We start from the raw sequence: 16632 nt of genomic DNA on the forward strand, positions 1-16632 counted from the left end.
TCCTAATAACTTTAGACGGAAAAGAATTTTTAGTTTAGAATCAGGGCAAATTATAAACTTTAGTTTTTAACGAATTTAAAGCTCTGTATCGAGTTTCCTTCTGTAGAAGCTTTGATCATATAAACACCTCTAGCCAGACCATTTACCGGAATTTCAGAAGTAATCATATCTTCGGCAACAATAGTCGATTTCCATACTTCTTTGCCCGCAGTGTCATACATAGAAAGCGCAACCGGGCCATTAATCGAATGATCAAATTTTATTCTGAAAGTATTCGATGCCGGATTTGGGAAAACATAGTTCGTTGCAGCAGTTTTAAAATAACCAGGAGTACTTAGAACCGATCCCAGCGATATAGCATACAAAGCAGCATCTGCCTTAGGTAATTGAACACTTAATGTTCCTTGTGTTGTACTTGTTGTACCGGAGTATAATTCTTTAACCGTATAAGTTCCAGATCCTAAACCAAGGCGACTTAAACTAACGTTGTTAGTCACTACTGCATCACTATAATTAAATACGGCAACATAAGTAACATCATTATCCGTAGCCGAGAAAACATTAGCAGCATTATACCCAGTATTTCCATCAGCAGGACGAAAGTTTACATCGGCGCGGGCAACATTCATTACGTCATTATTTTGTAAAAGAGACTGTGCTTTTGCTTTCCAGGTACCTGCAACAGAAAAATCATCACCACTAGTAATCGTTCCCGTAACTACGCTGCTTAAAAGTCTAGCACGGTTTTCTCCCGCAGTAACACTTCCAAATACAACATGATCAGCGTCCAGATAATCATATATCTGATTTTGCCACCAGCCATAAGTAGTGCTGTTAAGCGTATAATCGCTATCGCCAATACTGCTGTAAGCATCGCAGGCAATACGGCGCACATGCACATACGGTCCTGTTGCAATATTTGGCGAAATTGCCGCTTCGACCAACATTGTTCCATTAATCTCATCAATTAAGTATTTCATCCCTTCCTGATAAGCTTCCATACCTGTATGCAATTGATAGTTCACAAAACTATCGGCTTCTATACTGGCGTGCGTCAAAAAGTCGACTTTTACCATCTCAAAACCGGCTGCTTTAAAACGGTTGATGAAGTAATGTATTCTAGCTTTAGTTCCCGGACTTGTAGGATCCATCGCATAAGCACCATCAAGTTCAAAAGGACTTCCGTTAACTGTAGTCCAACATTGATTATAATTGTACGAACTGCCTTCGACCTGGCGATTGTATTTACCCCAATCTACAAACGGAGCCCAATAAATACCTGCTTTAAAACCTTTGCTTTTAGCATACGTAACAAATTGTGCCAGTTGCGCATCAGTCATATTATCCCAATATGAATCAAGGTCGATGAATAAAGTGTTGTCTTCGGTTTTGAATGCCGGACAATCGTCATGAAAAAAGTCTGTAACCGCATTCACTTTAGTTAAGTTGATAGAAGTCTGCATCGCGCCCCAACTGTTCCAACCTATAGGTTTTGGAGCCGTCCAGTTAAAAATATATTTAGGTTGCAGCGCTGCATTTGCCTGAGCAAATTCTTCAAAACCAGATCGCCAATCGTCATTAGCACTAATAATTACTTTTGGTGAAGGACAACTCGTCTGACCAACATTTACCCAACCATGACCACGTGTATCTCTTGTAACTTCCTTTTTTGTCCATCCCGCAATAACCGAAACATAAGCAGATGAGGTTCCGCCACCATTTACAGTAATACCGGTTTTCCATTTTGTATGTTCAAGGGAACCAATCACCAAACCTTTACGATTGGTATTGTTGTAAATATTAGTAACCTCAGACGCTGTAAAATCAGCCGAGTTAAGCGGATATGCATTGTAACGAACCCATGCATCATTATCATAAGGCACAAAGACTGCTCTGGTGTCTCCGTTGCCAAAATTTGGCGTAACCTGATAACTCGTCAATGGAGACATTTTATAGCAATTAGAGCCATTTCCTGTAAGGACAACCTGAACGGCAAGATAATTTTTATTGGTATAGGTATAAAAAATCTGTTGCATGCCTAATGTATAATTTCCACTTAAAGTGAAAATATGCTTGGTACCACTGCCAATATTATCTGTAAAGGATTCTGAAGTATAAACAGCTGTTGCAAAATTACTGCTAACATATTGCTGGTCGCTAAAAGCATAAGCCGATGCATTGGTAACTACCGTTGCACCATTAAATTTTACGTTATAGGTCTTGTTAGTTAAATTGTAAACCACACTATTATTGCTCCCAAAATTCACTGTTTGCGTACTGGAAGCGCCCATAGGAGTCAAAACAAATTTATCTAAATTTGGCGCCCACGAACTCGTGTTATCCCAAAGCAGAGTAGCGGTTCCGCTGTTTAAATAGACACTTATGTTTTTTGAAGCTGCGGTACTCCAGCCACCGCTTGGCTCACACGGAATCGCTATAGCGGTCGCCGAACCTGCCGTTAACCGAATCGTTCGCGGATCACCGGTACAATAAAATAATTGCAAATTGTACCAGCCAGTGGCAGATACGGTAACATTTACAGAAACACTGCTATCGCCACCCAAATTACCTACTATTTTGCCGGAACAGGCATCACAGTTTTGAATGTTGGCGTTATTGGTACGCGTGCCGTTTTCGAATTCATAAGTCTGAGCTGAGCTGCAAATGGCAAATAATAATACTATGACGGTAAAAAATACTTTAACCGAAAATTTTTCCTTTGTAATTTTTTCTTGCATAATAATTTATTTTAAATAGTTAAGATGCAGTACTATACTATACTGTGCTACAATGATAAGAAAAATATTAATGTAATGTGTAAAATGTTAAAAAATAATTGATTTAATTATTTTTTAGTGACTTAATTGCGGTATATGTTTATTGATGTCATGCGAATGGTGCTTATAAAAGGAAGTGGTTTTAGGGATATTTTAAAACATATTCTGTTGTAATTTAAATTTGATTTTTTGTTATTATTTATTTGAAAAACAAGTATTTATACTTGTTTGAAGTATTTTTTAAAGAGTTAAATTTGATAAGAAAATTAATCAGTTTTTTAAATGCAGAGCCTTTAACAACAAATAAAACATCTTTAAAATGTTTTAGCATAAGTTTTATTTTTTTGATTGTTGTAGAAAGGTTCATTTTTGAATCATTTTCAAATAATTAAGTGTAACCTCTTAAAATCAAAAAACATGTTCTACAAAGTAAAACCTAACGACTCCTTATCAAAAATTGCTAAAAAGTTTTCGATTTCTATTGATCTAATTTTAGCTTTTAATAAAAACATTAAAAATGTTGATCACATTTATATTGGTCAGCTCATTCAAATTCCCAATATAGAAGATGTTCCTGAAAAGGAAGTATTTGCAATAGCCGAAAATCCCAATAAGCTAGTAGAAAGGGCAAGAACAGCTATTGGTAAAAAAATAAAGTATAAGTTAGGAGCCGGAGGAATAAATCCAGCTTTAGGATTACCAACCTCTAACAATGAATGCGATTGCAGCGGATTTGTTTGCTGGGTATTAGGATTGTCAAGAAAAACAACAATTCCTTTTTATCAAAAATACGGCGGATGGATTTATACGGATTCAATGGAAAAAGATGTTAATAGTAGCGCAGGTATTTTTGAAAAAATCAATATGCCTGAAGTGGGCTGCATTGTGGTTTATGGAGCTGGCCCAAAAATAGGTCACGTGGGAATTGTATCTGAAGTAGAGAATGAAAAAATGAAAAAAGTGATTCATTGCAGTTCCGGAAATTTTTCGAAATACAATGATTCAATTCAAGAAACTGCGCCAACTGTCTTTAATCGCGCTGATGCTTTATGGGGAAGATTCTCCGGAATTTAATATAATATTAAAAAAAGAAATCATGAGCGATAAAGAAAATAGTACCACGTCTACATCATTCTTTTCCGGTTGGGTGTCAACCGGAAAAGATCTGGCTGCATTATTGAGAGATTTTATTCTGCTTATTGTCTTTCTGGCGTTAACATTATGTCCCGAAACATTCAATGACATAATGGTAAGAGCGGGTTTTGAAGAGGGCAGTATAATTGGGATGAAATGGAAAAAAGGTATCACAAAATCAGACATTGCTTTAAAAGATTCTAAAGCAACGATTACTATATTAGGAAAACAATTAGATTCAGTTTCGAATTTACTGAATGAAGTAAAAAATGAAACTAATAATCCTGATTTGAAAAAACGTATCACTGAGGTTTTGGCAAAAAACAGTAAAATCAAAAAAGAATCCAGTCTTGTTCAGGCATCTGTAAATAAGACAATTACTTCAAATGCTGCTCTTGTTGAAAATGCCCAAAAAGCACTTAACGAAAGTAGTACATGGGGAGTAGTGCTGGGAGGTGATTCGACGCTTAAAAGTGCGCAGGATGAAGTTGCAATTTTCAAACGCAAGTACAATATTTCTAATGCAGTGATCTATCTTCGGGATAAATCTTACAGGAGTATTGTAGTCACAAATAATCGAACAGAGGCTGAAAAGGTATTGATTACAGCAAAAGAAAGACGACCGGACGCCTATATTGTTCCAATGTCAACCTGGTGCCAAAACTCAGCTCAGCGAGAAGGGTATCTGGAATGTACCGGAAGATAAAACTTCGCCTATTATTTATCTTATTTTTTTTCGAATCCTGCTTAATACTTTTGCAGTCGGTTCAGTCTATAATAATAATTCTGCATATAAATATTTGATTTATAATTGGATAGTTTTTTGATTTTGGTTTTTTTTAAGAAATTAGATATTAACTAAAGTGTTTATGTATCTTTGCGCTCGCAATGGTTTAGCTATTCTTTTCGAGTTTAGCTAACGAAGAGGGAATCAGGTGCAAATCCTGAACAAGCCCGTTACTGTAAATTCCATGCAACATTTTGGCTGATTTAATGGCTTTTTTAAGCTTTTGAAATCAAATCTTTTGCCACTGCATTTTTTCAAATGTGGGAAGGCTGATCAAAATGGGAATAAGTCAGGAGACCTGCCACTGCATATAATTTTCAAGCTTTCGTGGACCAAAGCTTTGAGAGAAACACAAATATCAAACTAACATTTGATTTCGATTTTACCGTTAACAACTATTTAGTTAAATAGAGTATTTTGCTATGCACTTATGTGAAAATAGGCGTTTTTGCCTAAAACATGGTGGATTGTTTGTGCTTTTATGGATTTTATTTTGGAATCCAATTTATGCACAGAATAATCCTCCAAAGAATAATAAGGAATTAGATTCTTTAAAAAAGCATCAATTGAATGAGGTTATTGTAACCACAAGCAAGCGTGAATTTAAAGTTGAATCTCCTATGCCTGTTCAAATCTTGTCAGGTAAACAACTTGAAAAGCTAAACAGTTTATCTGTGGCAGATGCTGTGCGTTATTTTTCGGGTGTGCAATTGAAGGATTATGGCGGAATTGGTGGTTTAAAAACCATTAACGTTAGAAGTTTAGGAAGCGCACATACCGCAGTTTTCTACGACGGAATGAGCGTAGGAAATGCTCAAAACGGGCAAGTAGATTTAGGAAAATATTCACTGGATAATATTGAAGCCATTGAACTTTATAATGGTCAAAAGTCTACTATTTTTCAGCCTGCAAGAGGTTTTTTCTCCTCAAATACACTTTTTTTAAAGACTAAAATTCCTGATTTTTCTTCGGGTAAAACCACTAAAATCAAGGCTTCTTTAAAAACAGGTTCTTTTGGACTTTTTAATCCTTCTTTTCTTTATCAGCAAAAATTATCGTCTACTTTTTCCCTTACAGTAAGTACAGATTGGCTTAAAGCCGATGGAAAATACAAGTACAGATACCAAAAAACAAATGGTTATGATACTACTGCTGTCAGAAAAAATGGAGATATTATGGCTTTAAGAAGCGAATTAGCCTTGCATGCAAAACTTGGAAATACAGGGCAGGCTTCGTTAAAAGCATATTATTACGATTCAGAGCGAGGACTTCCGGGAGCAATTGTAGCCAATAAATATGAATCTGTGCAGCGACAATGGGACAGGAATTTCTTTGTTCACGGTTCTTTTCAAAATTCATTTTCTGAGAAATACGAATTACTTGCCAATATAAAATTCAGCAGAGATTATAGCCGATACATCGATCCTGATTACAAAACGCTGCAAGGAGCTTTGGATAACAAATACTACCAAAACGAGTTTTATGCATCGGTTGTAAATCAATATACGATTAAGGAATGGTGGAAGGTATCGCTCGCAACAGATTTTTCTATTAATACGCTTGATGCCAATTTATACCGATTTCCGTATCCAACGAGATATTCTTACTTGGGAGCATTATCTACAGAAATGCATTGGTCAAGACTTGATATTCAGGCAAATTTTCTAGGTGCTTATATTGATGAACAGGTTAAATATTATCAGCAAGGAGACAGTCAGCATGTTTTTTGTCCGGTTGTGTCGGCTTCTTACCAGCCATTTGATACTAAAAATTTCAGAGTCAGGGCTTTTTATAAGGAATCTTTCAGAATGCCAACTTTCAATGATTTGTATTACACTTTTATTGGAAACAGCTCTTTAAAACCTGAATTTACTACACAATACGATTTTGGATCAACATACATTATTGAACCCAAAGAGTTTCTACAATCGGCTTCGTTTCAGGCAGATGTTTATTATAATCACGTAAAAGATAAAATTGTCGCCATGCCATCTGCCAATTTATTTAGATGGACCATGATGAATCTTGGCGAAGTTGATATCACAGGCTTTGAACTTAATACCAACTTCGTATTCCGATTTCCAGAGCAAATATTTCTCGATTTAGGTTTGAGTTATACCTATCAAAAAGCAATAGATGTTACGTCAAAAGGCACTACTTATGGCGATCAGATTCCGTATACTCCAATAAACAGCGGTACGGCAACTTCGTCTGTAAGCTGGAAAAATTGGCAGCTCAACTATAGTTTTATTTACACCGGAGAACGCTACAGCCAGAAAGCAAACATTCCGGTAAATTATGTAAAGCCTTGGTACACGAGTGATATGGCTTTAATCTGGGACGGAAAATTGCTAAAACTTCCGGTGAAAATAGGAGCAGAGGTAAACAACATATTCAATCAATATTATGATGTGGTTTTGAATTTTCCGATGCCCGGGAGAAATTATCGCCTGAGCATGTCCTTAAATTTTTAATATAAAAAGATACTAATAATTAAAATTCCTGTTATGAAAACAAACTTCAAGTTCATGATTTTATTAGCCTTAGTTGGCATAGGCTTTCAATCTTGTCAAAAAGATGATCCTATTATTCCTGAGGAGGTCGTTGTATTGCCTCCGGAAACGGTAACAACTGTAGAAGGATTTTATTTATTGAATGAAGGTAATATGAATATGAACAAATCCTCATTGGATTTTTATGATTATCAAAGCGGTACTTACAGAAGAAATGTTTATGGTCAGGCAAATCCTGAAGCTACTTTAGGTTTGGGCGATGTAGGAAACGATATTGGTATTTACGGAACAAAAGTTTATGCTGTAATCAATAACTCAAACAAGGTCGAAGTTATGGATGCAGCAACAACCAAGCGCCTTAAGGTTATTGATGTGAAAAATTGCCGTTATGTAACTTTTGCAAATGGAAAAGCTTATGCAAGTGCTTATGATGGAGAAGTACAATTGGGCGAAAATTCTCCAAACGGTTTTGTAGCCGAAATTGATACTACATCACTTAAAATTACAAGAACCGTAAAAGTGGGGCGTCAGCCTGAGGAAATGGCAGTTGTAGGCGATAAATTATATATCGCAAATTCAGGCGGATACAGCCCTCCAAACTACGAGAGAACAGTTTCTGTGATTGACTTAAAAACCTTCACAAAAATTAAAGATATCGATGTTGCCATAAATCTACACAGACTTAAAGCCGATGCTGATGGAGATATTTATGTAAGCTCTCGCGGAGATTATTATGATACTCCGTCAAAACTTTTTGTTATTGATACTAAAACGGATAAGATCAAGAAAACCTTTGATATAGCATGTTCTAATATTAGTATTGCGGGCGATAAAGCCTACATCGTAGGATCAGAATTTAGTTATGTTACCTTCAAATGGAAAATAAACTATTCTATGATAGATGTAAAAAATGAGACTTTACTCGAAGGAAGTTTTTTACCTAAAGCAGTCAGCGACGAAATTAAAACTCCTTATGGACTGGCAGTAGATCCTTTTTCATTAAATGTTTATATAACAGATGCGGGAGATTATGTTTCTCCGGGTAAACTTTACTGTGTGGATAAAAATGGAATTACAAAATTTGAAGTTATTGCGGGAGATATTCCTGCACATTTTGCCTTTAAATTAAAGAAAACAACTATAAATAAATAACCAGTAAATTAAGAAAAAAGAATGAAGAAGATTTTATTTGCCTTGTCAATGATCTTGTTTTTGACAGGATGTTCTAAAGACGATGATATTGCACCGAGCCCTCCAAAAATTGGAATAACGATTCCTGCAAATGGTTTCGCTACAGATATAATGCAATGGTTTAGAGTTAAACCTCAAGTAGACAGTGAGACAGCGAGTACCTATAAATGGTTAGTGAATGGGCAGGAAGTAGCTGCAACTACTGATTTATCTTATGTATTTGCAACTGCAGGAACTTACAATATTGAATTTAAAGCTAAAAATGCTGCCGGAGAAAGCAACAAGACATTTACTGTTACTGTAAATAACAAAGCTTATTTTAACGGAGTAAAAAATGTATTTGATTTCTTTCCTGCACCGGGACAATTTACAAATGGTTTGCCTGAGTATATTGCGGGAGATACAGATGAAACAATGCGTGCAAAAGCCCAAAAAGCGATCACAACAGATAATAGCATGATTAGTCTTGGAGGATTTGGTGGTTATGTTGTCTTGGGATTTGATCATACCGTAATAAATAAAGAAGGAAATGATTTTATTGTTCTTGGAAATGCATTCAACAATTGGGCAGAACCCGGGATTGTAATGGTTTCTTACGATGCTAATGGAAACGGAAAAGCTGATGATGAATGGTTTGAGATCGCTGGTTCTGAACACGGAAAGTCAACGACAATTAAAAACTACGAGATTACCTATTACAAACCAGCTACGGAGCCGGAAGATCCAAGTGAGCCAAATTATATTCGTTGGACAGATAATCAGGGAAAAACAGGATATGTTGCCAGAAATCCTTTTCACGGTCAGCCTTTTTATCCACAATGGAAAGGAAATGCAATTACTTTTAAAGGAACTTTCCTTAAATCTAATGCATTCGATCAATCAGGAACGGGAACGTATTGGGTTTGCCCGGCATATGATTGGGGTTACGCAGATAATTGGGTAAATACGGATGAAAAAGCGAAAATAGATATTAATTGGGCTGTAAACGCAAAAGGAGAATCTGTAAAACTAAAAGGGATTGACTTTGTAAAAGTGTATAATTCTAATCGTGCAGAAGCAGGCTGGTTAGGAGAAGTTTCAACAGAAGTTTCAGGATTTAAAGATTTGAACTTGCCATAAATTTAAGTTTGTAAATCTTCAATAGAAGATTTAAGCAAAAGCTATTAAAAAAGAAAACCTCCAAAATCAAAAAAAAATGATTTTGGAGGTTTCTTGTTTTTGAAATAATAATTTACTCTTTATACAATATAATAGTCGCTTTGTAGCCCGTTCCCACATTCCATTGACTGGCTTTGATTACAGCACCTTTATCGTCATAAACCTGAAATTCGGCTGTATTTGGTGAAGCAGAACCTTCATTCAAAGCTTCAAAATCAATTTTATTAATTCCTTTTACCAAAGTTATTTTGAATCCCTGAAAATCGCCGTTTAGACTTACTTCTTTTTCAATGACTTTATCATTCAGATAAACTCTGATTTTGTCGCCATCTACAAAAGCCGCATCACGGTAACGAACTGTAGAAACAGATGTATTGGTTACATATCCTCCTAAATATTCATTTCTTCTGTAAAAAATGCCTTCAACATTGGCTTCCCGTTTATAGAGACTATTATTTTTATAAAGATCATCCGGATTGATTTTTAAAACCGTTGGGTCTTTTACCGGTGGTGTATCTGTAGTTGGAGGAGTTTCTGTTGGCGGCGTAATTTCTTTAATTTCAGAATTGTTAGCAGGAATTGGTTTGTATTTACCATTTACTTCTTTCTGTGCGTATCCCTGTAGAGAAACTCCGGTTATTATAATTATAAACAATATTTTTTTCATACTTCTTGGATTAATTTAAAGCATTAAAAATTCCTTAATGCCTAGATAGATAACACTTATTGATAGGTATTTATTGCACTTGGCAAAAATTAATTATCAGGAAATTGTGATTTTAGATCGTAATAATTGCTTCTTGTTTTAGATAATAAAGTTATTAAATTTTTGATTAGTAATGTTTTATGGATAGGAGTAAGATTAATGACTTATTTGTTACAAAAGAGAGTTTCTGTTTTTTTATTTATGGTTAAATATCATTATCATTTTTGATTTTATAGCGAAATAAAACAACTACAAGAATAAAAGTGAATTAAAAGAACTGGTTTTACAAGGTTTTTAGATAATGGCATATATGTTGGCTGAAATAATTTGGAAATAGTAAGGCAGAAAAGAAACTCCGAGACGCACACATCAGGAATCGCTATAAATGGCGGGCAAAAATTTAAATTTGAATCTAGTATTATAAATTTAATTTATAAGGATATAAAATTATTAATTTGATTAATGAAAATAGTCACCATACATTTGTCTCATCAAATCAGAACAAGTATTTGAAAATCAAAAAAATATAACATTAAAAACTTTAATCATGAAATTTACAAGAAACGCAAACGCAAACTGGAAAGGAACAGGAATGGAAGGAAACGGAACCATTACTACACAAAGTACAACATTAAACAATGCTCAACTGTCTTTTAAAACCCGTTTTGCAGAAGGAGTAGGAACAAACCCTGAAGAATTGATCGCTGCAGCACATGCAGGATGTTTTACCATGCAATTGAGCTTTTTATTATCTGAAGCAGGTTTTGTACCGGAAGATTTAAATACAGTTGCCAAAGTAACTTTTGAAGATGGTACAATTACTTTAATTACACTTGAACTTACAGGTTCTGTTCCTGGAATTTCAGTTGAAGATTTCGAAAAATCAGCGAAAAAAGCAAAAGAGATTTGTCCAATTTCAAAATTGCTTAACACAGAAATTGTTTTAAAAGCAACTTTATTATCTTAATTAGTTCACCAACCACAAATAAATTGAATTATTACATCTTAAAAATAAAAATATGAAAACAGCAATTTTAAAAAGACAATTGAATCGTTTATTCTTGTCTGCAGCATTAATTATGAGCGTTTTATTGGGAACAAATACAAACGCACAAACAGCACCAACAAAAGTAAAAAATGTAGTTTTGGTACACGGAGCATTCGCTGATGGTTCCGGATGGAGAAATTTATACGATATACTTTCAAAAAAAGGATATAAAGTGACGATAGTTCAGAACCCGTTAAGTTCTCTAGAAGATGATGTAGCAGCAACAAACGCAGTACTTGACAATCAGGACGGACCAACAATTTTGGTTGGACATTCTTGGGGAGGAACTGTAATTACAGAAGCCGGAAATCACCCTAAAGTGGTTGGATTGGTTTATGTAGCAGCTCTTCAGCCTGATAATGGAGAAACAACATTACAATGGTTACAAACTGCGCCCCCGGCTCCTGAAAATGGTGTTTTACCTCCAAATGACAAAGGTATTGCTTATTATGACGAAGCTAAATTTCACGCAGGATTTTGTGCCGATGTAAGTAAAGAATTAGCAGCTTTTATGTATGCTTCACAAGGTGCATTTTATGCTAAAGGATTTCTAACACCTGTAACAAAAGCGGCATGGAGAGATAAACCAGCTTATGCTGTTCTTGCAACAGAAGATAAAAGTATTGTTCCTTCTATTCAACACGCAATGTACAACCGTTCTAAAACTAAAGTTACAGAAGTAAAAGGAAGTCATTGTGTTTTTATCTCTCAACCTCAAGCAGTTGCTAATGTAATTATTGGTGCAGCCAAAGATTTAAGCGCAAAATAAAACAAACATTTTATTCATAAAAAAGCCGAAATTCTCATAAAAATTTCGGCTTTTTCTGGTTTATCTCAGATTATTCATTAGAACATTACTAAATCACAACTGGTTTATTTTTAAATAGTTGCTGTTTTTGTTCCATCGGAACATCTTATTGGTAAACTAATAATAGCGTGTTTTTTTTACGTTCCGTAGGAACGTTTGATCGACAACAATAGCAATAACAATAAATAATATTTGTTTTGAAATTCATCAAACGTCCCTATGGGACGATATTGAATCGTAAACATTCTACCGATGAGATGTTCCGATGGAACAGAAACATTTTTTTGTTTTAAATAATTAGGTATCTTAATAATGAAAGTGAAATTTATTGTTAGTAATTAAAATAAAAGAGGCACAAAATATATGCTTATAGCTTCATTTAATTTTTTACAAAATCTATCTCGTCGTTGCTTTAATAAAATAGGGCGAATCGTTCCATCTTATTTTTCGATAGGCAAAATTTTGCTGCAAGGATTCCGGAAGGCAATTCCAGATGGCTTCATTCATTTTTTCGAGTAATAATTTTTTCGAAAAAGTATCTGATACAACAAGACTAATTTCACGCACGGGTTTAGGTTCTTTAAAATGCTTAAAAAGTCCCGTTTCTATTTCGTTAATCATCGAAAGTTCCGGTATAATGGCAAATCCTAATTGTGCACGAACCAGATTCTTTAAGGTTTCAATAGAGCTGATATCGTAACTGAACTGATCTTTTATTTTTCCCGGATTTTTAATATCGCAAATATCCAGTAGCTGTGCATTGTAGCAGTATTCATGATGAAGCAAAAGCAATTCGGTTTTGTCTGAAGGTTGCAATTCATAATGAGATTCTGCCGCCATTGGATGCACCGTATTTAAATAAGCAACAAAAGGCTCTTTGAAAACGGGATGTTCAATCAAATTTGGATTTCCGGTTGGCGTTGCCATAATCGCCACATCAATTGCGCCTGTCATCACATCATTCATAAGCTGACCCGTATTGGCTTCTTTGATAATGAATTGCATTTTTGGCGTTGCTATTTTCATTGCCTTAATAAAAAGCGGAATCAGATAAGGTGATAATGTCGAGATTATTCCAATTTTGACTTCTCCTTCAAGTTTGTTTTTTTCATTAACCACAAAATCCCGAATTTCATCGGCTTCACGAAGAATTTTTTTGGCACGATTTATAATTTCACTTCCAAGTAAAGTAGGAGTTAAGGGGACTTTATTCCGATCAAAAATTTTGATTCCAATTTCTTCTTCCAGATTTTTTAACTGAATCGTTAATCCGGGTTGTGTTACCATACAAGCTTCGGCAGCGCGTGCAAAATGACGCTCTTCGTCTAAGGCTACTATATATTTTAGTTGCTGAATGGTCATTGTTATAAAATATTTTTATAAAGATATAAAATTATAGATTTACAATATAAACCTATTGAGGTGTAATTAATTTTAACACATAGAAACTTTTAAAAAATATTTAATGTTTAATTTTTTTACCATTAAGAGATTAAGTTATATTAAGAAGCTAGGCTTAATTTTTTCTTAATCTCTTAATGGTTCGATAAAATATTTTTTAATCTTTTTTTGTTGGTTATTTGTTTTTGAAGTATTAATAATTAATTGAATGAATGAGTTGGATAGATTTGAATTTATACTTTTGCAGAAAACAGAGATACTTTAGAATAGTAAAAATTTTAATCACTGCACACAGAAATGGACAAGAGGAAACACTGGGAAAATGTTTATCAAACTAAAGCACTTACAGAAGTGAGCTGGTATCAGCCAATTCCTCAAACTTCATTAAATTTATTGCAACAATACACCATTCCGTCAGATGCTAAAATTATTGATATTGGTGGAGGTGATAGTTTTTTTGTAGATCATTTGCTGCAATTGGGGTATAATAATATTACTGTTTTGGACATTTCTGAAGAAGCAATTACTAAAGCCAAAAAGCGATTATTAAACAATTCCGAAAAGGTAAATTGGATTGTTAGCGATATAACAGATTTTAAACCAAATATCAAATATGATTTTTGGCACGATCGTGCGGCTTTTCATTTTCTAACAGAGGAGCAGGATATTGCATCTTACTTGCAAGCTACTAAAGACGGAATCAGTGATAACGGAATTTTAGCCATCGGAACTTTCTCTGAATCGGGACCTTTAAAGTGCAGCGGAATACCAATCAAGCAATATTCAAGAAGTGCTTTAGAAGCAAGATTTACCCCAGATTTTGAGTTATTAGATTCTTTTACCGTTGATCACAAAACACCTTTTGATACTGTTCAGAATTTTACATTTGGAGTTTTTAAAAAATAATTTACTTACTGTTTTTTAAAGCATCTAACAGTTCTACCATATCGACTATTGCATAAGTAGAGGAGTAGTCTGATACGGCATAAGGTAAGATAAGGCTATTGTTGTGAATAATGGCACCGCAGGAATATACAACGTTTGGTACATAACCTTCTCGTTCATCTTCAAGAGGAGAAAGCAATGGTTCCTGCAGCCTTCCAATTTCTTTAGTTGGATCATCGAGATCAAACAAAGATGCACCAATGCAATAGCGTCTCATTGTACCAACGCCATGGGTGATAACCAGCCAGCCTTCCTCAGTCCAAAGTGGCGATCCGCAATTTCCAATTTGTGTAAATTCCCAGGTATAACGTGGTTCCTGAAGCAGAACAGGATTATTCCATTGTGTAACTCTGTCAGAATACATGATGTAATTGTTAACACCATCTATTCTGGCAAGCATGGCATATTTTCCATTGATTTTTTTGGGGAATAATGCCAGATTTTTATTTTGAGCACCAATGCCATGCAAAGGCATTACTCTAAAGGAGTAAAAATCCTCGGTAGAGATAAGTTTTGGTAATATAGCGTGACCGTTATAAGCCGTATAAGTAGCCATAACGCGAGTAGAACCATCGTCGTCGACAAAACGGACAAAACGGGCATCTTCGATTCCGCGGCTTTCAGAATCTGATATTGGAAATATAACGCGCTCCGTAATATCAGAATCATGTTTGAATTCTAAATCGTAAAATGATTTGGCCAGCCATAGTATTTCGTTTAATGCAGTTCGTCTTTCTTCCCGAATAGAGGGGTCGCTTAGAGCAGCAGTAACCATATTTTTTAGAACAGCATACTCAAACTCGTTAGGCAGCTCTTGCATAATCTGTGTGATGTATTTGTCCTGCGTATGCATTTCAGACAATTTCAGTAAAAATCGTTCTTTATTGAAAGTGGATTTATGATTAATCTCGGCCTTATCAATATTATGTCCAATTTTCATGATTTGCAGGTTATTATTCTTGTCGAGAATTGCTCTTCTAAAAACAATAGAAGAAATATGACCTTCACCAGTTGCTCTAAAAGAAATAATAACGCGTTTTTCGCCTGCTTCGAGCCATGACTGATCAAAATCTTCAATAATAGAAGGATTAAAAATAGCTGCTGATTCTATGGCGTATTCCATAGTACAATAAGAGCCTATAAGCATTTTTCTGTCCAGAGACATTGCTTCATAATCAATTTGCAATGCTTCGATAAGACCTCTTATTCGTTCGCAATGTTGAAAAAATATAGCCGAAATATTTCGGTGACGCCTGGCAAACTCACGAAGTGTTTGTTCTAAAGTTTCGAGTACTTGCTTTTCATCCAGCATCATTATGCGTAGTACCATTTGTTGGGTTCGTTCATCACCATTCATAAAATATCGGGCAACAACTCTTTTGGAATCAGGGGTAAATATTATATTTTTTCGGATCACGGATACTCGCATAATAAGTTTCTTTTTATGGATTAAAAAAATTACTTCAGATATACTACGTACAAATTGTTCTGAAAATAAAGGAATAGAACGGATTAAAAAAGAGGAATATTATGTAGCGTAGTTAATTCTATACAAGTTAGTGATTTTGTAAAAGAAAAAAAACTTTATTTTTTTATTCTTTTTAAGACTGTGTTATTAATTGATCTCGCAACGCATTTCGGTCAATATTTTTTTGAAACCGGCTTTTTCATAAGCTCTAACGGCAGCTTCGTTATCAGAGTAAACCTGTAATCGAACTTCAGTAATTCCTTTGGATAAAATCCACTTTTTAAGATCATCCATTAATAGACTGTTAAGTCCTCTTCCTCTAAACTCCGGTTTTACAAACATAAAGCCAAGATATCCATATACTTCGTAGCGCTGGTATGGTTTTGCCGATCGGATTTGGGCATATCCAGACCCAACGATCTCATTATCCACTTCGATGACTAAAATTTCTGTATCCTTATCTGATATAAGTTCTTGAATATCATAATAAAAGATTTCTCCATCTTTTAGGGTTGGGTCAAAAGGACGTTCTGCTTCAACGAGAGATTGCAGGAATTCGTTAAGTTGCGGTAAATCTATACTTGTTGCAGGTCTTGTAATGATGTTTTTGTTATTCATATCCATATCTCAAATATATTTAAAATTATCAAAAGCAACAATAAAAAGTTTATGGTTTATTGAAATTTCTTTAATTTA

The 16632-nt window shown here is 34.7% G+C and carries 13 protein-coding genes and 1 riboswitch; of the genes, 8 read left to right on the forward strand and 5 right to left on the reverse strand.

Translation table 11 applies throughout. The annotated features are described in order from the left end of the window. Positions 1-59 precede the first annotated feature (59 nt). Positions 60-2738 carry a T9SS type A sorting domain-containing protein gene (locus tag CHB81_RS06675; protein WP_089351111.1) on the reverse strand — a complete coding sequence of 893 codons (2679 nt, stop codon included), beginning with the start codon at positions 2736-2738 and terminating at the stop codon, positions 60-62. 456 nt (positions 2739-3194) lie between these two features. Here CHB81_RS06675 and CHB81_RS06680 point away from each other — a divergent pair, with 456 nt between their 5' ends. The 5 genes from CHB81_RS06680 to CHB81_RS06700 all read left to right on the forward strand — a co-directional run bounded on the left by CHB81_RS06680 (position 3195) and on the right by CHB81_RS06700 (position 9521). Further along, positions 3195-3851 carry a LysM peptidoglycan-binding domain-containing protein gene (locus CHB81_RS06680; RefSeq protein ID WP_089351112.1) on the forward strand — a complete coding sequence of 219 codons (657 nt, stop codon included), beginning with the start codon at positions 3195-3197 and terminating at the stop codon, positions 3849-3851. Between the two features lie 22 nt (positions 3852-3873). Beyond that, positions 3874-4617 carry a hypothetical protein gene (locus tag CHB81_RS06685; RefSeq protein WP_141130363.1) on the forward strand — a complete coding sequence of 248 codons (744 nt, stop codon included), beginning with the start codon at positions 3874-3876 and terminating at the stop codon, positions 4615-4617. Between the two features lie 166 nt (positions 4618-4783). Beyond that, a riboswitch (cobalamin riboswitch) is annotated at positions 4784-5019 on the forward strand. 152 nt (positions 5020-5171) lie between these two features. Next, positions 5172-7172 carry a TonB-dependent siderophore receptor gene (locus CHB81_RS06690; RefSeq protein WP_254920998.1) on the forward strand — a complete coding sequence of 667 codons (2001 nt, stop codon included), beginning with the start codon at positions 5172-5174 and terminating at the stop codon, positions 7170-7172. Positions 7173-7205: 33 nt separating this feature from the next. Beyond that, complete coding sequence (locus tag CHB81_RS06695; protein ID WP_089351115.1) at positions 7206-8363, forward strand: YncE family protein; 1158 nt, start codon at positions 7206-7208, stop codon at positions 8361-8363. A 21-nt stretch (positions 8364-8384) separates the two neighbouring features. Then, positions 8385-9521 (forward strand): PKD-like domain-containing protein, encoded by a 1137-nt coding sequence (locus CHB81_RS06700; RefSeq protein ID WP_089351116.1) that lies wholly within the window; start codon positions 8385-8387, stop codon positions 9519-9521. A gap of 112 nt (positions 9522-9633) precedes the next feature. Here CHB81_RS06700 and CHB81_RS06705 read toward each other — a convergent pair whose 3' ends face one another. Then, a complete protein-coding gene (locus CHB81_RS06705) occupies positions 9634-10227 on the reverse strand; it encodes a hypothetical protein (protein ID WP_089351117.1) in 594 nt (197 codons plus the stop codon). Between the two features lie 586 nt (positions 10228-10813). Here CHB81_RS06705 and CHB81_RS06710 point away from each other — a divergent pair. Further along, positions 10814-11233, forward strand: a complete 420-nt coding sequence (locus CHB81_RS06710; protein WP_089351118.1) for an OsmC family protein — start codon at positions 10814-10816, stop codon at positions 11231-11233. A 52-nt stretch (positions 11234-11285) separates the two neighbouring features. After that, entirely contained in the window at positions 11286-12083 is a 798-nt protein-coding gene (locus CHB81_RS06715) for an alpha/beta hydrolase (RefSeq protein ID WP_089351119.1), read from the forward strand. A 435-nt stretch (positions 12084-12518) separates the two neighbouring features. Here CHB81_RS06715 and CHB81_RS06720 read toward each other — a convergent pair whose 3' ends face one another. Further along, on the reverse strand, positions 12519-13484 hold the full coding sequence (locus tag CHB81_RS06720) for a hydrogen peroxide-inducible genes activator (protein ID WP_089351120.1): 966 nt from the start codon (positions 13482-13484) through the stop codon (positions 12519-12521). A 336-nt stretch (positions 13485-13820) separates the two neighbouring features. Between CHB81_RS06720 and CHB81_RS06725 the strand changes: the two genes are divergently transcribed. Then, the gene (locus tag CHB81_RS06725; RefSeq protein ID WP_089351121.1) at positions 13821-14429 is read left to right on the forward strand and encodes a trans-aconitate 2-methyltransferase; all 609 of its coding nucleotides are present in this window, start codon (positions 13821-13823) and stop codon (positions 14427-14429) included. Position 14430: 1 nt separating this feature from the next. Here CHB81_RS06725 and CHB81_RS06730 read toward each other — a convergent pair whose 3' ends face one another. Further along, positions 14431-15798, reverse strand: a complete 1368-nt coding sequence (locus CHB81_RS06730; protein WP_254920993.1) for a glycoside hydrolase family 130 protein — start codon at positions 15796-15798, stop codon at positions 14431-14433. Positions 15799-16083: 285 nt separating this feature from the next. Then, positions 16084-16560: a GNAT family N-acetyltransferase gene (locus tag CHB81_RS06735; RefSeq protein WP_089351123.1), complete on the reverse strand. Its 477-nt coding sequence runs from the start codon at positions 16558-16560 to the stop codon at positions 16084-16086. Between the last annotated feature and the right edge of the window lie 72 nt (positions 16561-16632).

Origin of the sequence: Flavobacterium sp. ov086, assembly GCF_900187965.1 — a bacterium.
In the GTDB taxonomy this organism is placed as follows: Bacteria; Bacteroidota; Bacteroidia; order Flavobacteriales; family Flavobacteriaceae; genus Flavobacterium.